We start from the raw sequence: 16,199 nt of genomic DNA on the forward strand, positions 1-16,199 counted from the left end.
GGGAATGCGGCGCCCTTTAGACGTCCTGCGCCGCTTGCGGCGGGCCCAAGGCCCGCTGCCCCCCCGGAAAACGCCAGCCAGATTGGCTGGTCGGCGCGGCGTTATTTTGCTGTTGGCGCTGACATCCTCCGCGATCGCCGGCGATCTTCAACCCGCCGGCCTCGCGGCCAGCCGCACCGATCTCAATGCCAAGGATCAGGCGCGCGTCACCGCCGTCATCAGGCCGACCACGGATTTCTCCAAACCCGAACCCTTCGAGCTGATGCAAGGTGGCGCCGGCACCTCGCGGAAGGAGGTCAGCCGTGATTCCTTCTCGCAATCCTCGGCCAACATCACCTTCGAGGAAGAAGGCACCTTCAAGCTCGGCAACGCGCTGTTCCGCAAGAACTGGGTCTCGTCGCCATCCTCGACGCAGGCGTCGGATGGGCTCGGGCCCCTGTTCAATGAACGTGCCTGCCAGAACTGCCATCTCAAGGATGGCCGTGGCCGGCCGCCGCAGGGTGATATCGGTACCACCTCGATGTTCCTGCGGCTGGCGCGCGATGCCAGCAACGCGGAAGAGAGAGCGGCGCTCGCAGACCACAGGCTGCTCAATCTCCCTGACCCGGTCTACGGCACGCAGCTGCAGGAGCTGGCCGTCCCTGGCCTCGAGGGTGAAGGCAGGATGCGCGTCCAATATCAGGGACGTAAGGTGGAGCTGACGGATGGCGCGGTGGTTTTCCTGCGCAAGCCCAGCTATTCCGTCACCGACCTTGCCTACGGGCCGCTCGATTCGCGCACCACGCTGTCGCCGCGACTGACGCCGCCAATGATCGGCCTTGGCCTGATCGAGCAGATTGCGCCGGCGGACATTCTGGCTCATGCCGACCCGGACGACAGGGATGGCGATGGCGTGTCCGGCAAGCCGAACATCGTGCGCGATGGCCCGGGCGGCGAGCTGACGATTGGCCGTTTCGGCTGGAAGGCGCAGGCGGCATCGATCCGCCAGCAGGCGGCGGATGCCTTTGCCGGCGATATCGGCATCTCGACGCCGGAAGAGCCGAAACACTGGGGTGACTGCACCGCCGCGCAGATAAAATGCCTCGCCATGCCTAATGGCGTGCAGGCGCGCCTCGGCCCCGTCGAAGCACCGGCGCCGGTGATGGACCTCGTCACCTTCTATTCGCGAAACCTGGCAGTGCCGGCGCGGCGCGACCTCGCTTCGCCCGATGTGCTCGCCGGCAAGAAGGTGTTTTACGAAATCGGCTGCGTTGCCTGCCACACGCCAAAATTCGTTACCCGCCGCGACGCGCCAGACAAGGCGCAGGCGTTCCAGCTGATCTGGCCCTATTCCGATTTCCTGCTGCACGACATGGGGCCCGACCTTGCCGATGGCCAAGCCGTGGGCGAGGCGACCGGCAATGAATGGCGCACCCCGCCGCTATGGGGCATAGGCCTTACCGAAACGGTCAACGGCAATTCCTTCTATCTGCACGATGGCCGTGCGCGCTCTTTGGTCGAGGCTATCCTGTGGCATGGTGGCGAGGCGCGAAAGGCGCGCGACCGCTTTGCCGCCGCCAGCGCCACCGAGCGCGATGCATTGGTCAAATTCCTGGAGTCACTTTGATGCCGAAGCGTTTCGCGCTGGTTCTCGTTCTTCCGCTTGTGGTGCTGGGCGCCTTGCCCGCATCGGCCGCGGTCAAAGCCTCTGACGTCATCCAGCGCGCGATCGACGGCTTTGTCCGCCCGGCCTATGCAGATCTGCACCAGCATGCGGAAGTCCTCGCCAAGGCAATGCACAAGCTCTGCGAGGCACCCTCGCAAGGGGAGCTTGATGCGGCGCGGGCAGAGTTCTCGGCCACCGTCTATGCCTGGTCGTCGGCCGAGATCATCGGTTTCGGGCCGATGAAGGAGAACAACCGGCTGGAGCGCATGCTGTTCTGGCCGGACCGCAAGAGCATCGGTCTGAAACAGGTACAGGCGGCGCTGTCGGACAAGGATCCAGCGGCCACCGATCCGGTGCAGCTCGCCGGCAAGAGCGTCGCCATGCAGGGGCTCGGCGCGCTGGAATTCGTGCTTTACGGCGACGGTGCCGATACCTTGACGGGCAAGGACGAACCCTATCGCTGCGCCTATGGCGCGGCCGTTGCCGGCAACATCGAAACCATCGCCGCCGACGTCAGCGCGGCCTGGGACAAACCAGACGGCTTCGCGGCGCTCTGGGCCAATCCGGGGCCGCAAAATGCGCTCTATCGCGATGGCAACGAGGCGGTGACCGAACTCGTCGGCGTCTTCATCAACGAGCTGGAAATGGTCAGGGATGTTCGCCTCAAGGGCTTCCTGGGCGCCAGGCCCGACGCCGACAAGCCAAAACAGGCGATCTACTGGCGTTCGCAAAACACCGCCAATGCGCTGGCTGGAAATCTGGCCGGCATCGATGCGCTGTTCCAGGTGTCGAAGCTTGGCGACGCGTTGCCCGAGGACGCGCGTTGGATGGCGGAATCGATCCATATCCAGCTGCTCAACGGCGTCGCCACCGCCAAGGCCGTCCAGGGTCCGGTCGACAAGGCGCTCGCCGATCCGGCGCTGCGCGAAAAATTCGAGCATTTCGCCCTGATCACCTCGAGCCTGTCGACCCTGATCGGCACCAGGCTGACCGCCGAATTCGGCCTGACCGCCGGCTTCTCGTCGCTGGATGGGGACTGAGCATGAAGAGATTGCTCATCGATCGCCGCGATTTCCTCAGGGCCGCCGGCATTGGCTTTGCCGCCGCGGTGACGCCCTCAGCCTGGGCGAACACGCTTGCGGCGGATGCAGTCTTCGCCACCGCCTTCGTCAAGCGCGACGGCGGTTTTGGCGCCGCCGTCCTCTCCGAGGCCGGCAAGCTCCTGCATGCGATCGACCTGCCCGATCGCGGCCATGACGTCACCTTCGATCCCATATCGAAGCGTTCGGTGGTTTTCGCCCGCCAGCCCGGCACCTTCGCCGTCGTTTTCGATCACACCGGGCGCGACGCCCCGCTGACCATAGCCAGCATCGCCGGCCGGCATTTCTTCGGCCATGGCGTGTTCTCGCCCGACGGCGCGTTGCTTTACGCCACCGAGAACGATTTCGACAACGCCGCCGGCGTCGTCGGCGTCTATGACACCAGGGCGAAATTCAAGCGTATTGGCGAATTCCCGACTTATGGCATGGGGCCGCACGAACTTCTGCTCCTGGGCGACGGCAAGACAATCGCGGTCGCCAATGGCGGCATCGAGACCCATCCCGACTATGGCCGCGCCGAGCTCAACATCGCCACCATGAAACCTTCCTATGCGCTGGTCGACCGGATCACCGGGGATCTCATCGAAAAGCATGAACTGCCGGCCGCACTGCACCAGCTGTCGATCCGCCACATGGACACGGACCGATCCGGCACCGTCTGGTTCGGTTGCCAGTACCGGGGGCCGGGCACCGATCGTCCGCCGCTGGTCGGCCGTGCCGCGCGTGGCAAGGATCTGGCCTTGCTCGACATGCCCCGGGACGTGCTGTCCGGCTTCCGCAACTATATCGGCTCGGTCGCCGCCAACCCCGTTGCCGGTACCGTTGCCGTATCCTCGCCGGAGGGCAATTCGCTGGTCGTCATCGATGCGGGCAGCGGCCGGGTGGTCTCCTCCAGCGCGCTGGTCGAGGTCTGCGGCGTGGCGCCCGACGGGGCCGGGTTCATGGCCACAACGGGCGCCGGCGAGATCATCGAAGGCGGCGGTGCCATGCGGTCGGAACCGGACTATGTCTGGGACAACCACGTGCTGCGCATAGATGAGGCAGCATAAGCGTTCCTGCCGGCCAAACCGAAGCCGCTTAACAAATTGTGCACTATACCCTTGCGGTTGCGCGCCGTGGCGGGCACAGGAATGGTTTTTAGAACCGGTCGTTTCATGAAAGTTCTCGCTATCGACTGTGCCGCCAGCCTCTGCGCCGCCTGCGTCTACGACGCGGCGTCCGGGCGGGAGCTTGGCCGCTCGGTGCTTGATCTCGGCAAAGGCCATGCCGAGCACCTGATGGCCGTGATCGCCGAGGCGATGAAGTCAGGTGGGTTGGCTTATCCCGATGTTGGCGCCATCGCCGTCTCCGTCGGCCCCGGCTCCTTCACCGGCCTGCGCGTCGGTGTCTCGACCGCGCGCGGCCTGGCATTGGCGCTCAAGGTCCCGGCAATCGGGGTAACGACGCTCGAGGCGCTGGCCGCCGAGGCGGCCGCCGCGTTTCCGGCACGCGCCGTGCTGGCGTCGCTCGACGCCGGGCGCGAGGAAATCCATGTCGCGCTTTATGATGAAATGTCAGTTTTGACTTACGGACCGGCCGTGGCCGCGCTTGCCAACGCGGCGGCCATGGCGTCGGAACATTCCGCGGTGCTCGCTGGTACGGCGGCGGCGCTGATCGATCAATCGGCCGGCCGACCTTTCGAGATCGGACCTCGGACGGCCACCGCCGACATTCTCACCTACGCCCGGCTTGCTGCCGCAAAGGGGCAGGGCGAAAGGCCGAAACCGCTCTATTTGCGCGGCGCGGACGCCAAGCCACAGGCTGGATTTATACTTTCGAGGCAAAAAAATTAATGCGCATACCTTTTCTCCAATCGCGTCGCCGGGACTATGCGCTCGAGCCGCTCAGGATCACCGACAGCCCAGCGGTCTCGGTGCTGCATCGCGAGGATTTTGTCCGCCCATGGACCGACGGTGAGTTCGCGGCCTTGCTCGAACAGGACACCGTGTTCGGTTATGCCGCGCGCGAAACTGGGCAGGGCGCCAAGCCGCCTGTTGGCTTCGTCCTCGCCCGCCTGGCCGCGGGCGAGGGTGAAATCCTGACCGTCGCGGTGGCGCGGTCGCATCGCCGCCAGGGACTGGGCTGGCAGTTGATGGACGCGGTGCTGCGCGAACTGCATTCGCAGCGCGCCGAAGCCTTGTTCCTCGAAGTCGACGAGACCAATGCCGCGGCGATCGCCCTCTATCGTCGGCTTGGTTTTCGGGAAGTCGGCAAGCGCCCGGATTACTACAAGTCGCCCGATCGCGGGCCGACCGGCGCGCTTGTCATGCGCCGCGATCTTCGCTAGCGAGGGATCGGGTAGGGCCAGGACATATGATCGGAAAAATCAGGATTTTCCTGGCGCTGGGCCTCGTCGTCGCCGGCTCGCTGGTTCTCGTACCGCTGCAGATCCTGTCGATGAAAACCCGCTGGTGGCCGGAAACCGTCATCCTCAAGATCTGGCATCGGCTGATCATCCGGGCGCTCGGCATGCGCATTCATGTCAGGGGCGCACTCTCCGACAAACGCCCCTTGCTGGTGGCATCGAACCACATCTCCTGGACCGACATCATGGTGCTGGGCTCTTTTGCGGATGTGAAATTCATCGCCCGGGCCGACATGGAAGGCTGGCCGCTGATCGGCATGCTGTCGAAATTGCAGCGCACCGTCTTCATCGAGCGCGAGCGCAAGCGCTCCTCGGGCGACCAGGCGAGCGAGATCGCCAATCGCATGGCCAAGGGCGACGCCATGGTGCTGTTCGCCGAAGGGTCGACCGGTGACGGCAATGTCGTCCTGCCCTTCAAGAGCACCCTGTTCGGCGCCGCCTCGATGGCGATCTCTGAAGGTGCCGCGCAGGAAGTGTTCATCCAGCCCGTTGCGATCGCCTATACGCGCCTGCACGGCGTGCCGCTTGGCCGCCGCCACCGCCCGATTGCGGCCTGGATCGGCGACGAGGACCTGATGCCGCATCTCAAGGTGCTGATGGCCGAGGGTGCGCTCGACGTCGAGGTGCATTTCGGCGAACCGATCGCCTTTGCCAAGGGCTCCAACCGCAAGGAAACCTCCAGGCTGATGGAAGCCCGGGTGCGCGAGATGATGCAGGCGGCACTCGCCGATCCGCTGCCGAGCCGCTAGCTCCCGGCATGCGCCGGCCGACACATGCCGAGAATCGTCTGTTTTTTGTCACGGAAAGGCGTTAGAAGCCGCCGGATGGACTTGAACACGATTGAAAGCGACGACATCGGCACAGTGGCCGGACAGCCGGCGGTGCGCGCCACGGCGGCGAAGAAGGTCTTCATCAAGACCTATGGCTGCCAGATGAACGTCTATGATTCACAGCGCATGGCCGACGCGCTGGCCGCCGACGGCTATGCCGCGACCGATGCCATCGGCGAGGCCGATCTGGTGCTGCTCAACACCTGCCATATCAGGGAAAAAGCGGCCGAAAAGGTCTATTCCGAACTTGGCCGCATCCGCGACATGAAGGCCGAACGCGCCGAGGCAGGCCGCCAGATGCTGATCGGCGTCGCCGGCTGCGTGGCGCAGGCCGAGGGCGCCGAGATCATCCGGCGTTCGCCGGCCGTCGATCTGGTCATCGGCCCGCAGACCTATCACCGTCTGCCCGACGTGCTGGCCAGGGTTCGCGGCGGCGAGAAGATCGTCGAGACCGAATACGCCATCGAGGACAAGTTCGAACATCTGCCGCAGCCCAAGCGCGCCGAGGTGATCAAGCGCGGTGTCACCGCCTTCCTCACCGTCCAGGAAGGCTGCGACAAGTTCTGCACCTTCTGCGTCGTGCCCTATACGAGGGGCTCGGAAGTGTCGCGGCCGGTGGCGCAGATCGTTGCCGAGGCCGAACGCCTTGCCGAGGCCGGGGTGCGCGAGGTGACGCTGCTTGGCCAGAACGTCAACGCCTGGCATGGCCAGGGCGATAATGGCGAGGAATGGGGCCTTGGCCGGCTGCTGTTCAGGCTCGCCGAAATCCCCGGCCTGGCGCGGCTGCGTTACACGACCAGCCATCCGCGCGACATGGACGACGAGCTGATCGCGGCGCATCGCGACCTGGCGGCCCTGATGCCTTATCTGCATCTTCCGGTGCAATCCGGGTCGGATCGCATCCTGAAGGCCATGAACCGTAGGCATACGGCCAAGGACTATCTGGCGCTGCTCGACCGCATCCGCGCCGCCCGCCCCGATATCGCGCTGTCGGGCGACTTCATCGTCGGTTTCCCTGGCGAGACGGAGGCCGATTTCGAGGCGACCATGGATCTGGTACGCCAGGTGAACTACGCGTCGGCCTTCTCGTTCAAATATTCGCCGCGTCCCGGCACGCCGGGCGCCGACATGCCCGATCACGTGCCGGAAGCGGTCAAGGATGAGCGCTTGCAGCGCTTGCAGGCCCTGCTGTTGAAACAACAGCAGGATTTCGGCTCGAGCCTGGTCGGTAGCACCATCGACACGCTGATCGAGAAGCCCGGCCGTCAGGCCGGCCAGAAGGTCGGCCGCTCGCCTTGGCTGCAGCCCGTTATTGTTGATGAAAACGCCGGTGAAATCGGTGACATTATCAAGGTGCGAATCACGAAGACGGGCTACAATAGCCTGTTCGCCGAATTGGCCTGATGGTCTCGGCAGATGAGGAGAGACGGTTGAGCGCAGCGGAGCTGAAGAATCTGCCCCCGGTACCGGCATCCGGGGCTTCTGACATGGCGCACATCGTTCTGACTTTCGACAACAACAAGCTTGCCAGCGCCCTTTACGGCCAGTTCGATGAAAACCTCGCCCGGCTCGAGCAGAAGCTGGGCGTCGATATCCGCTCGCGCGGCAACCAGCTGACCATCAAAGGATCGGCTTCCGCGGCCGAACAGGCGCGCCGTGCCTTGGACAATCTCTACGGCATCCTGCAGAAGGGCGTCGATATCGGCCAGTCCGATGTCGACGGCGCCGTGCGCATGGCGATCGCCGCCGATGATCAGCTCACGCTGCCGACGCTGGAGCGCAAGGGCAAGGTCTCCGCCGCCCAGATCGCCACCCGCAAGAAGACCATCTATGCCCGTTCGCTGAACCAGGACGCCTATATGCGGGCGCTGGAGCGGTCTGAACTGGTGTTCGGCATCGGTCCGGCCGGCACCGGCAAGACCTATCTGGCGGTGGCGCACGCGGCGATGCTGCTCGAGCGCGGCATGGTCGAGCGCATCATCCTGTCGCGGCCGGCCGTCGAGGCTGGCGAACGGCTGGGCTTCCTGCCGGGCGACATGAAGGAGAAGGTCGATCCCTATCTGCGCCCGCTTTATGACGCACTCTATGACATGATGCCGGCCGACAAGGTCGAGCGCGCCATTGCCGCCGAGGTGATAGAGATCGCACCGCTCGCCTTTATGCGCGGCCGCACCCTGGCGCATGCCGCGGTCATCCTCGACGAGGCGCAGAACACCACGCCGATGCAGATGAAGATGTTTCTCACCCGTCTCGGCGAGAACTCGCGCATGATCGTCACCGGCGATCCCACCCAGATAGATTTGCCTCCGAGCACCAAATCGGGCCTGGTCGAAGCCTTGCGTGTCCTCGACGGCGTGGCGGGCGCGGTTACCGTGCGCTTCAACGATGTCGACGTCGTTCGCCATCCGCTGGTGGCCGAAATCGTCAGGGCCTATGACCGGGACGCCAAGCTGGCGCGTGGCCTCGGTGCCGAGAATTGATCTTGACGATGCGGCTTGATGCCTGAGAACAACACATCCGGCGGCGGGAGCCATCCGGTTCCCGTCGAGATCGATATATCGGTCGAAGCGGGCGACTGGCCCGACGAGGCAAGCCTGACGCGGTTGGTCGATCGCGCGGTTGATGCCGCCTTTGCCGAGAGCGGCGTGACGGGTCGTTCCGAACTCAGCATCGTTTTTTCCGACGACGCCCATATTCGCACGCTGAATGCCGCCTGGCGAGGCAAGGACAAACCCACCAACGTCCTGTCTTTCCCGGCTTTTCCGGCTGCAAAAGGCGGTCCGCTGCCGCCGATGCTGGGCGACATCGTGCTCGCCGCCGAGACGGTGGCGCGCGAGGCGGTACTGGAAGACAAGCCGATCGCGAACCATATCTCCCATCTCGTCATCCATGGCCTGCTGCATCTCATGGGCCATGATCACGAGACCGACGTCGAGGCCGAGGAGATGGAAGCCATCGAGCGCGCCGCGCTTGCAAGGCTTGCCATTCCCGATCCCTACGCGTAACTAAAAAAGACCAATTGACCGGACGACGATGAACGACAAAACAGAGACTGCCGCCCGCCCCGATGCCGGCAGTGCGATCAAGGCTTCCGACACGTCGGAAGAGGGATCAAGTCCGAGTACTATTACCTCTGGTGGTGCCAACGCCGGCAGCGCCGCCATCGAGCCGTCGCCTGCCGGTCCCTCCCTGTTCAACCGCGTGCTGGGCCTGTTCCGGCAACGCAACGGCACCAGCCTGCGCGAGGAGATCGCCGGCGCGCTCGCCGAGACGACGAGCGACGTCGAATCCTTTTCGCCCGGCGAGCGTGCCATGCTCAACAACATCCTTCGGCTGCGCGAGGTGCGCGTCGAGGACGTCATGGTGCCGCGTGCGGATATCGAAGCGACCGAGATCACCACGACGCTCGGCGATCTGCTTGGCATGTTCGAGCAATCCGGCCATTCCCGCATGCCGGTCTATTCCGAGACGCTCGACGACCCGCGCGGCATGGTCCATATCCGCGACGTGCTAGCCCACATCACCAAGCTGGCGCGCGTCAGGAAGGGCCGCACGACCCGCAAGACACCCATCGCCACGCAGCTGGATCTTGCCCAGGTCGATCTCGCGCGTACCATCGGCGAGCTCAACCTGATCCGCCAGGTCCTGTTCGTGCCGCCGTCGATGCTTGCCTCCGACCTGATGGCCCGCATGCAGACGACGCGCACGCAAATGGCCCTGGTCATCGATGAGTATGGCGGCACGGACGGCCTCGTCTCGCTCGAGGACATTGTCGAGATGGTGGTCGGCGACATCGAGGACGAGCACGACGAAGACGAGCCGATGATCACCCAGACCGGCGACGGCGTGTTCATCGTCGACGGCAAGGCCGAGATCGACGAGGTCGCCAAGATGATCGGCGAGGATTTCGCCGCCGGGGAGCATGGCGAATATGTCGACACCATTGGCGGCATGATCTTCAACACGCTCGGCCGCGTGCCGGCGCGCGGCGAGGTGGTTCAGGCCATTCCCGGCTTCGAATTCCATGTGCTGGACGCCGACCCGCGCCGCGTCAAGCGCGTGCGCATCGTGCAGAGCCAGAAGGGCGAGCGCCGCCGGCGCGCCACGGCGCGCACCGAACAGGCCTGAAAAGCCGCGGCGCCATGAGGGTCGAGGATCCGTTCAAGCATCCGGTCCTCGGCTCTGGCGTGTTCTACCGGAACCCGCGTGCGGCGCTGGACTGGCTCGAGGCAGCCTTCGGCTTCGAGCGCAGCATGGTGGTCACCGATACCGATGGGAAAATGGTCCATGCCGAGATGCGGTTCGGGGACGGCTACATCATCGTCGATTCCGAATGGGCCGATTATGTCGCAAGCCCGGCATCGGTCGGCGGCAAGAACACGCAGTCGGTCTATATCAGGCTGAAAGACGGCCTGGACGCCCATTGCGAGCAGGCGCGGGCGGCGGGCGCCGCCATAATCCAGGAGCCGACGGACCAGTTCTATGGCGAGCGCCAGTATCGGGCGCGCGATCCCGAAGGCCATGTCTGGACTTTTTCCCAGACCTTGCGTTCGGTGTCCCGCGAAGAAGCCGAAAAAATGGCTGGCCTGCGCATAGAGGGCTGGCATCGGTAGAGCGGCGGAAAGCCGCGTTCATCGCGCGTTTGGAGCACGCGGCGCGGCCTGCTAAATCTTGGCTCCTGATTCGCGCGACTCGGAAATACGCATGGAGCGCCTTGCCGGCCGGATAATTCTGCTTTGGGGTTGGCGGCGTGCGCTGGTGGCGTTTCTCGCCGGGGCGCTGGCGGTGCTGGGCCAGGCGCCCTACGATTTCTTCGCCGCCTGTTTCATTTCGTTTCCGCTGCTGGTCTGGCTGCTCGACGGTGCGACCGGCGAAGCCTCCGGCAGCCTGTTGCGCCGCCTGCGGCCGGCTTTTGCCGTCGGCTGGTGGTTCGGCTTCGGCTATTTTCTCGCCGGGCTCTGGTGGATCGGCTCGGCGCTGCTGGTCGAGGCCGACGACTTTGCCTGGGCGCTTCCCTTCGCGGTGGTCGGCATTCCCTTCGCGCTCGCTTTTTTCTATGGCTTCGCAACCATGTTCGCCAGGCTGCTGTGGAGCAGCGATATCGGCCGTATCGCGGCCCTTGCCTTCGCTTTTGCTCTGGCGGAGTGGCTGCGCGGCTTCCTGTTCACCGGTTTTCCCTGGAATGCCATCGGCTACGCGGCGATGCCGGTACCGCTTTTGATGCAGAGCGTCTCGGTGACCGGCATGATCGGCATGAACGCGCTCGCGGTTTTCGTTTTCGCCCTGCCGGCGCTGCTGGCGGCGCGCCGGCATCTTCGGCTCGGCGCCGCACTGTTTGTCGTGCTCGCGGCCGCCCATGCCGGCTTTGGCTATGTCAGGCTCACCGCCCCGGCCGCGCCCGCGAGCCGCACACTCGATGTCCGCATCGTCCAGCCGGCCGTCGACCTGTCGGAAAAGTGGGATGCCTCGGTGCGCGACCGCATCTTCGCCACCTTGCTGGGCCTGTCCGCCAAGGCGCCGGATCCGGGTCACGGGAAGCCGCAACTGATTCTCTGGCCGGAAACCTCGGTGCCGTTCCTCTTTACCGAGCGCCCCGACGCCCTGACGGCGCTGGGCGACATGCTGGGCGACGGCCAGATGCTGATCGCCGGCGTCGTGCGCGAGGAGGGCGGCTCGGCGGCCAGTGCCGACAGCCGCTATTACAATTCCGTGGTGGCGATCAACGACAAGGGCGAAATCGCCGATGCCGTGGACAAGGTCCATCTGGTGCCGTTCGGCGAATATCTGCCTTTTGCCGATCTGCTCGGCCGTTTCGGCATCGAACAGCTCGTCGCCGGGCCGATGAACTTCACGGCCGGCAACGAGCGTCACGCCATCACGCTGCCAGGCGGCATCCGTGCGCTGCCATTTATCTGTTATGAGGTGATCTTTCCCGATCTTGTGGCAGTTGACGCTGCGTCATCGCAGCTTATTGTGAACGTTACCAATGATGCGTGGTTCGGCGACACGCCGGGACCGTATCAGCATTTCAGGCAGGCCCAGATTCGCGCGGTGGAGAACGGATTGCCTTTGTTGCGTGCCGCTAACAACGGCATCTCGGCCGTTGTCGACCCACATGGCCGCGTCGTCGATGCGCTGGCGATCGACGCGCGCGGAGCCATCGATGTGAAGGTGCCTGTTTCCGAACAGACGGTTGTTTCGTCCCGCCAGCGGCGCATTAACGGAATGCTGATCATGTTGCTGTTTGCGCTGGTAGGGGTCTTGTTGAACGTAAGGCAAAGGCTACGGGTGAATTGACAGTCGGCACATTAGAAACTCATACTGTACCGCCTGAAAATTTCTCGAAGCTGGTGGATCGTTCTGTTGGGGCAGTCGCCTCCGGCTTTGTTTGGGCGGGAAAAAATCACAAAGCCGAAAAAATTCGGCGAGGAAAAAATGACAGAAGAAAACAAGAAGAAACCGAATCCCATCGATATCCACGTTGGAAGCCGGGTCCGGCTTCGCCGCAATATGCTCGGAATGAGCCAGGAAAAGCTGGGCGAGAATCTCGGCATCACCTTTCAGCAGATCCAGAAATATGAAAAGGGCACCAATCGCGTCGGCGCCAGCCGCCTGCAGGCGATAGCCTCCATACTCGGCGTGCCCGTCGCCTTCTTTTTCGAGGATGCGCCGGGCCAGGAGCCGGTTGCCGGCCGCGGCTTTGCCGAAGACAGTTCCATGGCTTTCGCCGTCGAATTCTGCGGCAGCCCCGAAGGGCTTCAGCTCAATCGGGCTTTTGTCAAGATCGCCGACGTCAAGGTGCGTCGCAGGATCATCGACCTTGTGAAATCGCTGGCCGAGGACGATCTCGACTGATCCGCGATGCGCTTCGCACCGGCGGCGTGCGCCACCGGTGGCACAAAATATCGCCTCCGACATTCAGGCCAGACCCGCGGCAACGCTTGACGAGCAGCGCTTTGCCCCGCTAACACGTGGCGCGCCAAATCGGCAGCCTGCCGATCGTTTTTCAAGAGGGGACACCCGTGACGCGGCAGAACTACTTCTTCACCTCGGAATCCGTTGCCGAGGGCCATCCCGACAAAGTCTGTGACCGGATCTCCGACGAAATCGTCGATCTGGTCTATCGTGAAGCCAAGAAGACCGGCATGGACCCGTGGAAGGTCCGTGTCGCCTGCGAGACGCTGGCGACCACCAACCGCGTCGTCATCGCCGGTGAAGTGCGCGTTCCCGATACGCTCCTGAAAAAGGACAAGGCTGGCAACATCCTCAAGGATGCCGCCGGTCACCCGGTCGTCAACCCGGCCAAGTTCAAATCCGTGGCCCGCAAGGCGATCCGTGAGATCGGCTACGAGCAGGCGGGCTTTCACTGGAAGACGGCCAAGATCGAGGTGCTGCTGCATGGCCAGTCGCCCGACATCGGCCAGGGCGTCGACAACGCCGCCGACCGCCAGGGCGAGGAAGGTGCCGGCGACCAGGGCATCATGTTCGGCTATGCCTGCCGCGAGACACCGGACCTGATGCCGGCGCCGATCTACTACAGCCACAAAATCCTCGAACTGCTGGCCGCCGCCCGTCACGAAAACAATGGCGAGGCCGGCAAGCTCGGGCCGGATGCCAAGAGCCAGGTCACCGTCCGCTACATCGACGGCAAGGCCGCCGAAGCGACGCAGATCGTGCTGTCGACCCAGCATCTCGATTCGAGCTGGGATTCCAAGAAGGTCCGCAAGGTCGTGGAACCCTATATCCGCGAGGCATTGGGCGACCTCAAGATCGCTGACGACTGCATGTGGTACATCAACCCGACCGGCAAGTTCGTCATCGGCGGTCCGGACGGCGACGCCGGCCTGACCGGCCGCAAGATCATCGTCGACACCTATGGCGGTGCCGCACCGCATGGCGGCGGCGCCTTCTCCGGCAAGGACACCACCAAGGTCGACCGCTCGGCCGCCTACGCGGCGCGCTATCTGGCCAAGAATGTCGTGGCGGCGAAGCTTGCCGATCGCTGCACCATCCAGCTGTCCTACGCTATCGGCGTCGCCCAGCCGCTGTCGGTCTATGTCGACCTGCACGGCACCGGCAAGGTCGACGAGGCAAAGCTCGAGGACGCGTTGCGCACCGTGATGGACCTGTCGCCGTCAGGCATTCGCCGTCACCTCGATCTCAACAAGCCGATCTACGCTAAGACGTCGTCCTACGGCCACTTCGGCCGCAAGGCCGGCCGTGACGGATCTTTCTCCTGGGAAAAGACCGATCTGGCCAAGGCGCTCAAGGATGCTGTCGCGGCCTGAGGGCGGCGGCAGGACTTGCGCCGCCGATGAGCGACGAGGACAGGCCAAGCCGTGCGACCGAAGCCTTCTTCGGTCGTCGGCGCGGCAAGCCCGTTCGCCCGCAGCAGGCGGCGGCGCTGGAAAGCGGGCTTGGCAAATACCGGCTCGATCTGACTGCCGAGGCGCCACAGGACCTGCGCATCCTGTTTGAAGCCGAGGTTTCGGCGGTTCGGCTCGAGATCGGCTTTGGCGGCGGCGAACATCTTCTGTATCGCGCGACCGAGGCGCCGACGATAGGCTTCATCGGCGTCGAGCCCTTCGTCAACGGCATGGCCAAGATGATGATGGCCGTGCAAACAACGCCGCTGGCCAATCTCAGGGTCTACGACGACGATGCCACCCAGTTGCTCGACTGGCTGGCGCCAGCGTCGCTCGACGGCATCGATCTTCTCTATCCAGACCCCTGGCCGAAGAAAAAGCACTGGAAGCGGCGTTTCGTCAGCCCGGTCAATCTCGACCGTTTCGCGCGGGTCCTGCGGCCGGGCTCGAAATTCCGCTTCGCGTCCGATATCGATACTTATGTGAACTGGACCTTGCTGCATTGCCGGGCGCAAGGCGCTTTTACATGGCAGGCGGCGGAGGCGGCTGACTGGCATCGTCCCTATGAGGGCTGGCCAGGCACGCGTTACGAGGCGAAGGCCATTCGCGAAGGCCGGCCGCCGGCCTATCTTACTTTCGTCAGGACGTAAGCCGTCACGGCAGCTTCAGAAACGGCCGATCCTGTTGAACACGGCGGGATCCATGCCGAGCTTGCGCAGGTCGTCCGCGCGCGGCTTGCGCCCTGCTTCCACGGCGCGCGATGCGGCGACGGCGCTGCCAAAAGTGGTGAAGAGATCGCCCAAGGCGGAAAATATCCTGCGGTTGGTCATGGTTTCATCCTTTCGCGCGCCAGCGCGCGCCAATTCAATTCATTTGATGGCTAAGAAGTAAGAGCGCACCGCAGGCTCTTACAGGGGGATTGCCGCATGGCGGCCATGCGCCTGGAACAACCCTGGCGCCGCCAGGCTTTGCCCGGCCGGCACTGCGGGCTTGAAACACCGGCCGTGTTCGTCTATATCAGCCTCAAATTCTTGGTCGGTATGACGAAGAGTGGGTCCACCCGGTCCCGCTCTTTTTTATTACCTGCCGGGTGCATCGGACCGAAAGTGCGAAGCGGTTTTCGGATGGCTCCGATGCGTAAACCAAAGAACATTGCGAAGCGAACGACAGGCAATCGATGACTGCAACGGCAAGCGAAGGTGACGACCGCATAATCCGCGAAAGCGGCATCGATGCGCGCATTGCGCTGATCGTCCAGCCGGTGCTGCGCGGCATCGGTTTTCGCCTCGTGCGCGTGCATCTGTCCGGCCAGAACGGGCTGACGCTGCAGATCATGGCCGAGCGTGAGGACGGCACCATGACCGTCGAGGATTGCGAAGAGGTCAGCCGCGCGGTGTCGCCGGCGCTCGACGTCGATGATCCGATCGAGAAGGCCTATCATCTCGAGGTTTCTTCGCCCGGTATCGACCGGCCGCTGGTCCGCAAGTCGGATTTCGTGACCTGGACCGGTCATCTGGTGAAGATGGAAACGTCGGTCATCGTCGCTGATCGCAAGCGGTTCAAGGGCAAGATCGCCGAGGCCGGTGAGGACGACGTGCTGATCGAGCGCGACAAGGCGGCCTATGGCGAGGAGCCGACGGTGCGCGTGCCCTACGATGCCATTGCCGATGTCAGGCTGATCCTGACCGACGACCTCATTCGCGAAGCGTTGTCCAAGGACAACAGGGAGCGCAAGGAAGCCAAGAGACGCCGCGGTGAACCGGACGACGATGTGTCCGAGGGTGCCGAACCGGACGCCGCGGAAGAACACGAACAGGAAATTTGATTGAGCTGCCGGACCCGAAGGTCCGGCGA

At 64.1% G+C, this 16,199-nt stretch carries 17 protein-coding genes; 16 read left to right on the forward strand and 1 reads right to left on the reverse strand.

Going from position 1 to position 16,199, the window contains the following annotated elements; all coding sequences use genetic code 11:
- Positions 1–4: 4 nt before the first annotated feature.
- From LB569_RS01405 to trmB, 15 genes are all read left to right on the forward strand, one after another.
- The gene (locus LB569_RS01405) at positions 5–1,606 is read left to right on the forward strand and encodes a di-heme oxidoredictase family protein (protein ID WP_224690780.1); all 1,602 of its coding nucleotides are present in this window, start codon (positions 5–7) and stop codon (positions 1,604–1,606) included.
- Positions 1,606–2,685, forward strand: coding sequence for an imelysin family protein (locus LB569_RS01410; protein WP_224690781.1), 1,080 nt, complete (start codon positions 1,606–1,608; stop codon positions 2,683–2,685). The genes LB569_RS01405 and LB569_RS01410 overlap by 1 nt, the downstream gene beginning before the upstream one ends.
- A gap of 2 nt (positions 2,686–2,687) precedes the next feature.
- Positions 2,688–3,794, forward strand: coding sequence for a DUF1513 domain-containing protein (locus tag LB569_RS01415; RefSeq protein ID WP_224690782.1), 1,107 nt, complete (start codon positions 2,688–2,690; stop codon positions 3,792–3,794).
- Between the two features lie 105 nt (positions 3,795–3,899).
- Positions 3,900–4,577 (forward strand): tRNA (adenosine(37)-N6)-threonylcarbamoyltransferase complex dimerization subunit type 1 TsaB, encoded by a 678-nt coding sequence (gene tsaB / locus LB569_RS01420; RefSeq protein ID WP_224690783.1) that lies wholly within the window; start codon positions 3,900–3,902, stop codon positions 4,575–4,577.
- Positions 4,577–5,071 carry a ribosomal protein S18-alanine N-acetyltransferase gene (gene rimI, locus LB569_RS01425; RefSeq protein WP_140706277.1) on the forward strand — a complete coding sequence of 165 codons (495 nt, stop codon included), beginning with the start codon at positions 4,577–4,579 and terminating at the stop codon, positions 5,069–5,071. The genes tsaB and rimI overlap by 1 nt, the downstream gene beginning before the upstream one ends.
- Positions 5,072–5,097: 26 nt before the next feature.
- Positions 5,098–5,898: a lysophospholipid acyltransferase family protein gene (locus LB569_RS01430; protein ID WP_224690784.1), complete on the forward strand. Its 801-nt coding sequence runs from the start codon at positions 5,098–5,100 to the stop codon at positions 5,896–5,898.
- A 75-nt stretch (positions 5,899–5,973) separates the two neighbouring features.
- The gene (miaB, locus tag LB569_RS01435; RefSeq protein ID WP_224690785.1) at positions 5,974–7,383 is read left to right on the forward strand and encodes a tRNA (N6-isopentenyl adenosine(37)-C2)-methylthiotransferase MiaB; all 1,410 of its coding nucleotides are present in this window, start codon (positions 5,974–5,976) and stop codon (positions 7,381–7,383) included.
- Positions 7,384–7,466: 83 nt separating this feature from the next.
- Positions 7,467–8,459, forward strand: a complete 993-nt coding sequence (locus LB569_RS01440) for a PhoH family protein (RefSeq protein ID WP_224536181.1) — start codon at positions 7,467–7,469, stop codon at positions 8,457–8,459.
- An 18-nt stretch (positions 8,460–8,477) separates the two neighbouring features.
- Positions 8,478–8,984: an rRNA maturation RNase YbeY gene (ybeY, locus tag LB569_RS01445; RefSeq protein ID WP_224690786.1), complete on the forward strand. Its 507-nt coding sequence runs from the start codon at positions 8,478–8,480 to the stop codon at positions 8,982–8,984.
- 28 nt (positions 8,985–9,012) lie between these two features.
- The gene (locus LB569_RS01450) at positions 9,013–10,107 is read left to right on the forward strand and encodes a hemolysin family protein (RefSeq protein ID WP_224690787.1); all 1,095 of its coding nucleotides are present in this window, start codon (positions 9,013–9,015) and stop codon (positions 10,105–10,107) included.
- Positions 10,108–10,121: 14 nt separating this feature from the next.
- Positions 10,122–10,592: a VOC family protein gene (locus LB569_RS01455; RefSeq protein ID WP_224690788.1), complete on the forward strand. Its 471-nt coding sequence runs from the start codon at positions 10,122–10,124 to the stop codon at positions 10,590–10,592.
- A 91-nt stretch (positions 10,593–10,683) separates the two neighbouring features.
- On the forward strand, positions 10,684–12,276 hold the full coding sequence (lnt, locus tag LB569_RS01460; RefSeq protein ID WP_224690789.1) for an apolipoprotein N-acyltransferase: 1,593 nt from the start codon (positions 10,684–10,686) through the stop codon (positions 12,274–12,276).
- A gap of 138 nt (positions 12,277–12,414) precedes the next feature.
- Positions 12,415–12,834 (forward strand): helix-turn-helix domain-containing protein, encoded by a 420-nt coding sequence (locus LB569_RS01465; RefSeq protein WP_140706264.1) that lies wholly within the window; start codon positions 12,415–12,417, stop codon positions 12,832–12,834.
- A 167-nt stretch (positions 12,835–13,001) separates the two neighbouring features.
- Positions 13,002–14,267, forward strand: coding sequence for a methionine adenosyltransferase (gene metK, locus LB569_RS01470; RefSeq protein ID WP_224690790.1), 1,266 nt, complete (start codon positions 13,002–13,004; stop codon positions 14,265–14,267).
- A 26-nt stretch (positions 14,268–14,293) separates the two neighbouring features.
- Positions 14,294–14,995 carry a tRNA (guanine(46)-N(7))-methyltransferase TrmB gene (gene trmB, locus LB569_RS01475; RefSeq protein WP_224690791.1) on the forward strand — a complete coding sequence of 234 codons (702 nt, stop codon included), beginning with the start codon at positions 14,294–14,296 and terminating at the stop codon, positions 14,993–14,995.
- A gap of 15 nt (positions 14,996–15,010) precedes the next feature.
- Here the strand turns inward: trmB and LB569_RS01480 are convergent, their stop codons facing one another.
- Positions 15,011–15,175 carry a hypothetical protein gene (locus LB569_RS01480; protein WP_140706258.1) on the reverse strand — a complete coding sequence of 55 codons (165 nt, stop codon included), beginning with the start codon at positions 15,173–15,175 and terminating at the stop codon, positions 15,011–15,013.
- 347 nt (positions 15,176–15,522) lie between these two features.
- Between LB569_RS01480 and rimP the strand changes: the two genes are divergently transcribed.
- Positions 15,523–16,170: a ribosome maturation factor RimP gene (rimP, locus tag LB569_RS01485; protein ID WP_224690792.1), complete on the forward strand. Its 648-nt coding sequence runs from the start codon at positions 15,523–15,525 to the stop codon at positions 16,168–16,170.
- Positions 16,171–16,199: the final 29 nt, after the last annotated feature.

This window comes from Mesorhizobium sp. BH1-1-4 (genome assembly GCF_020165665.1).
Classification (GTDB): Bacteria; Pseudomonadota; Alphaproteobacteria; order Rhizobiales; family Rhizobiaceae; genus Mesorhizobium.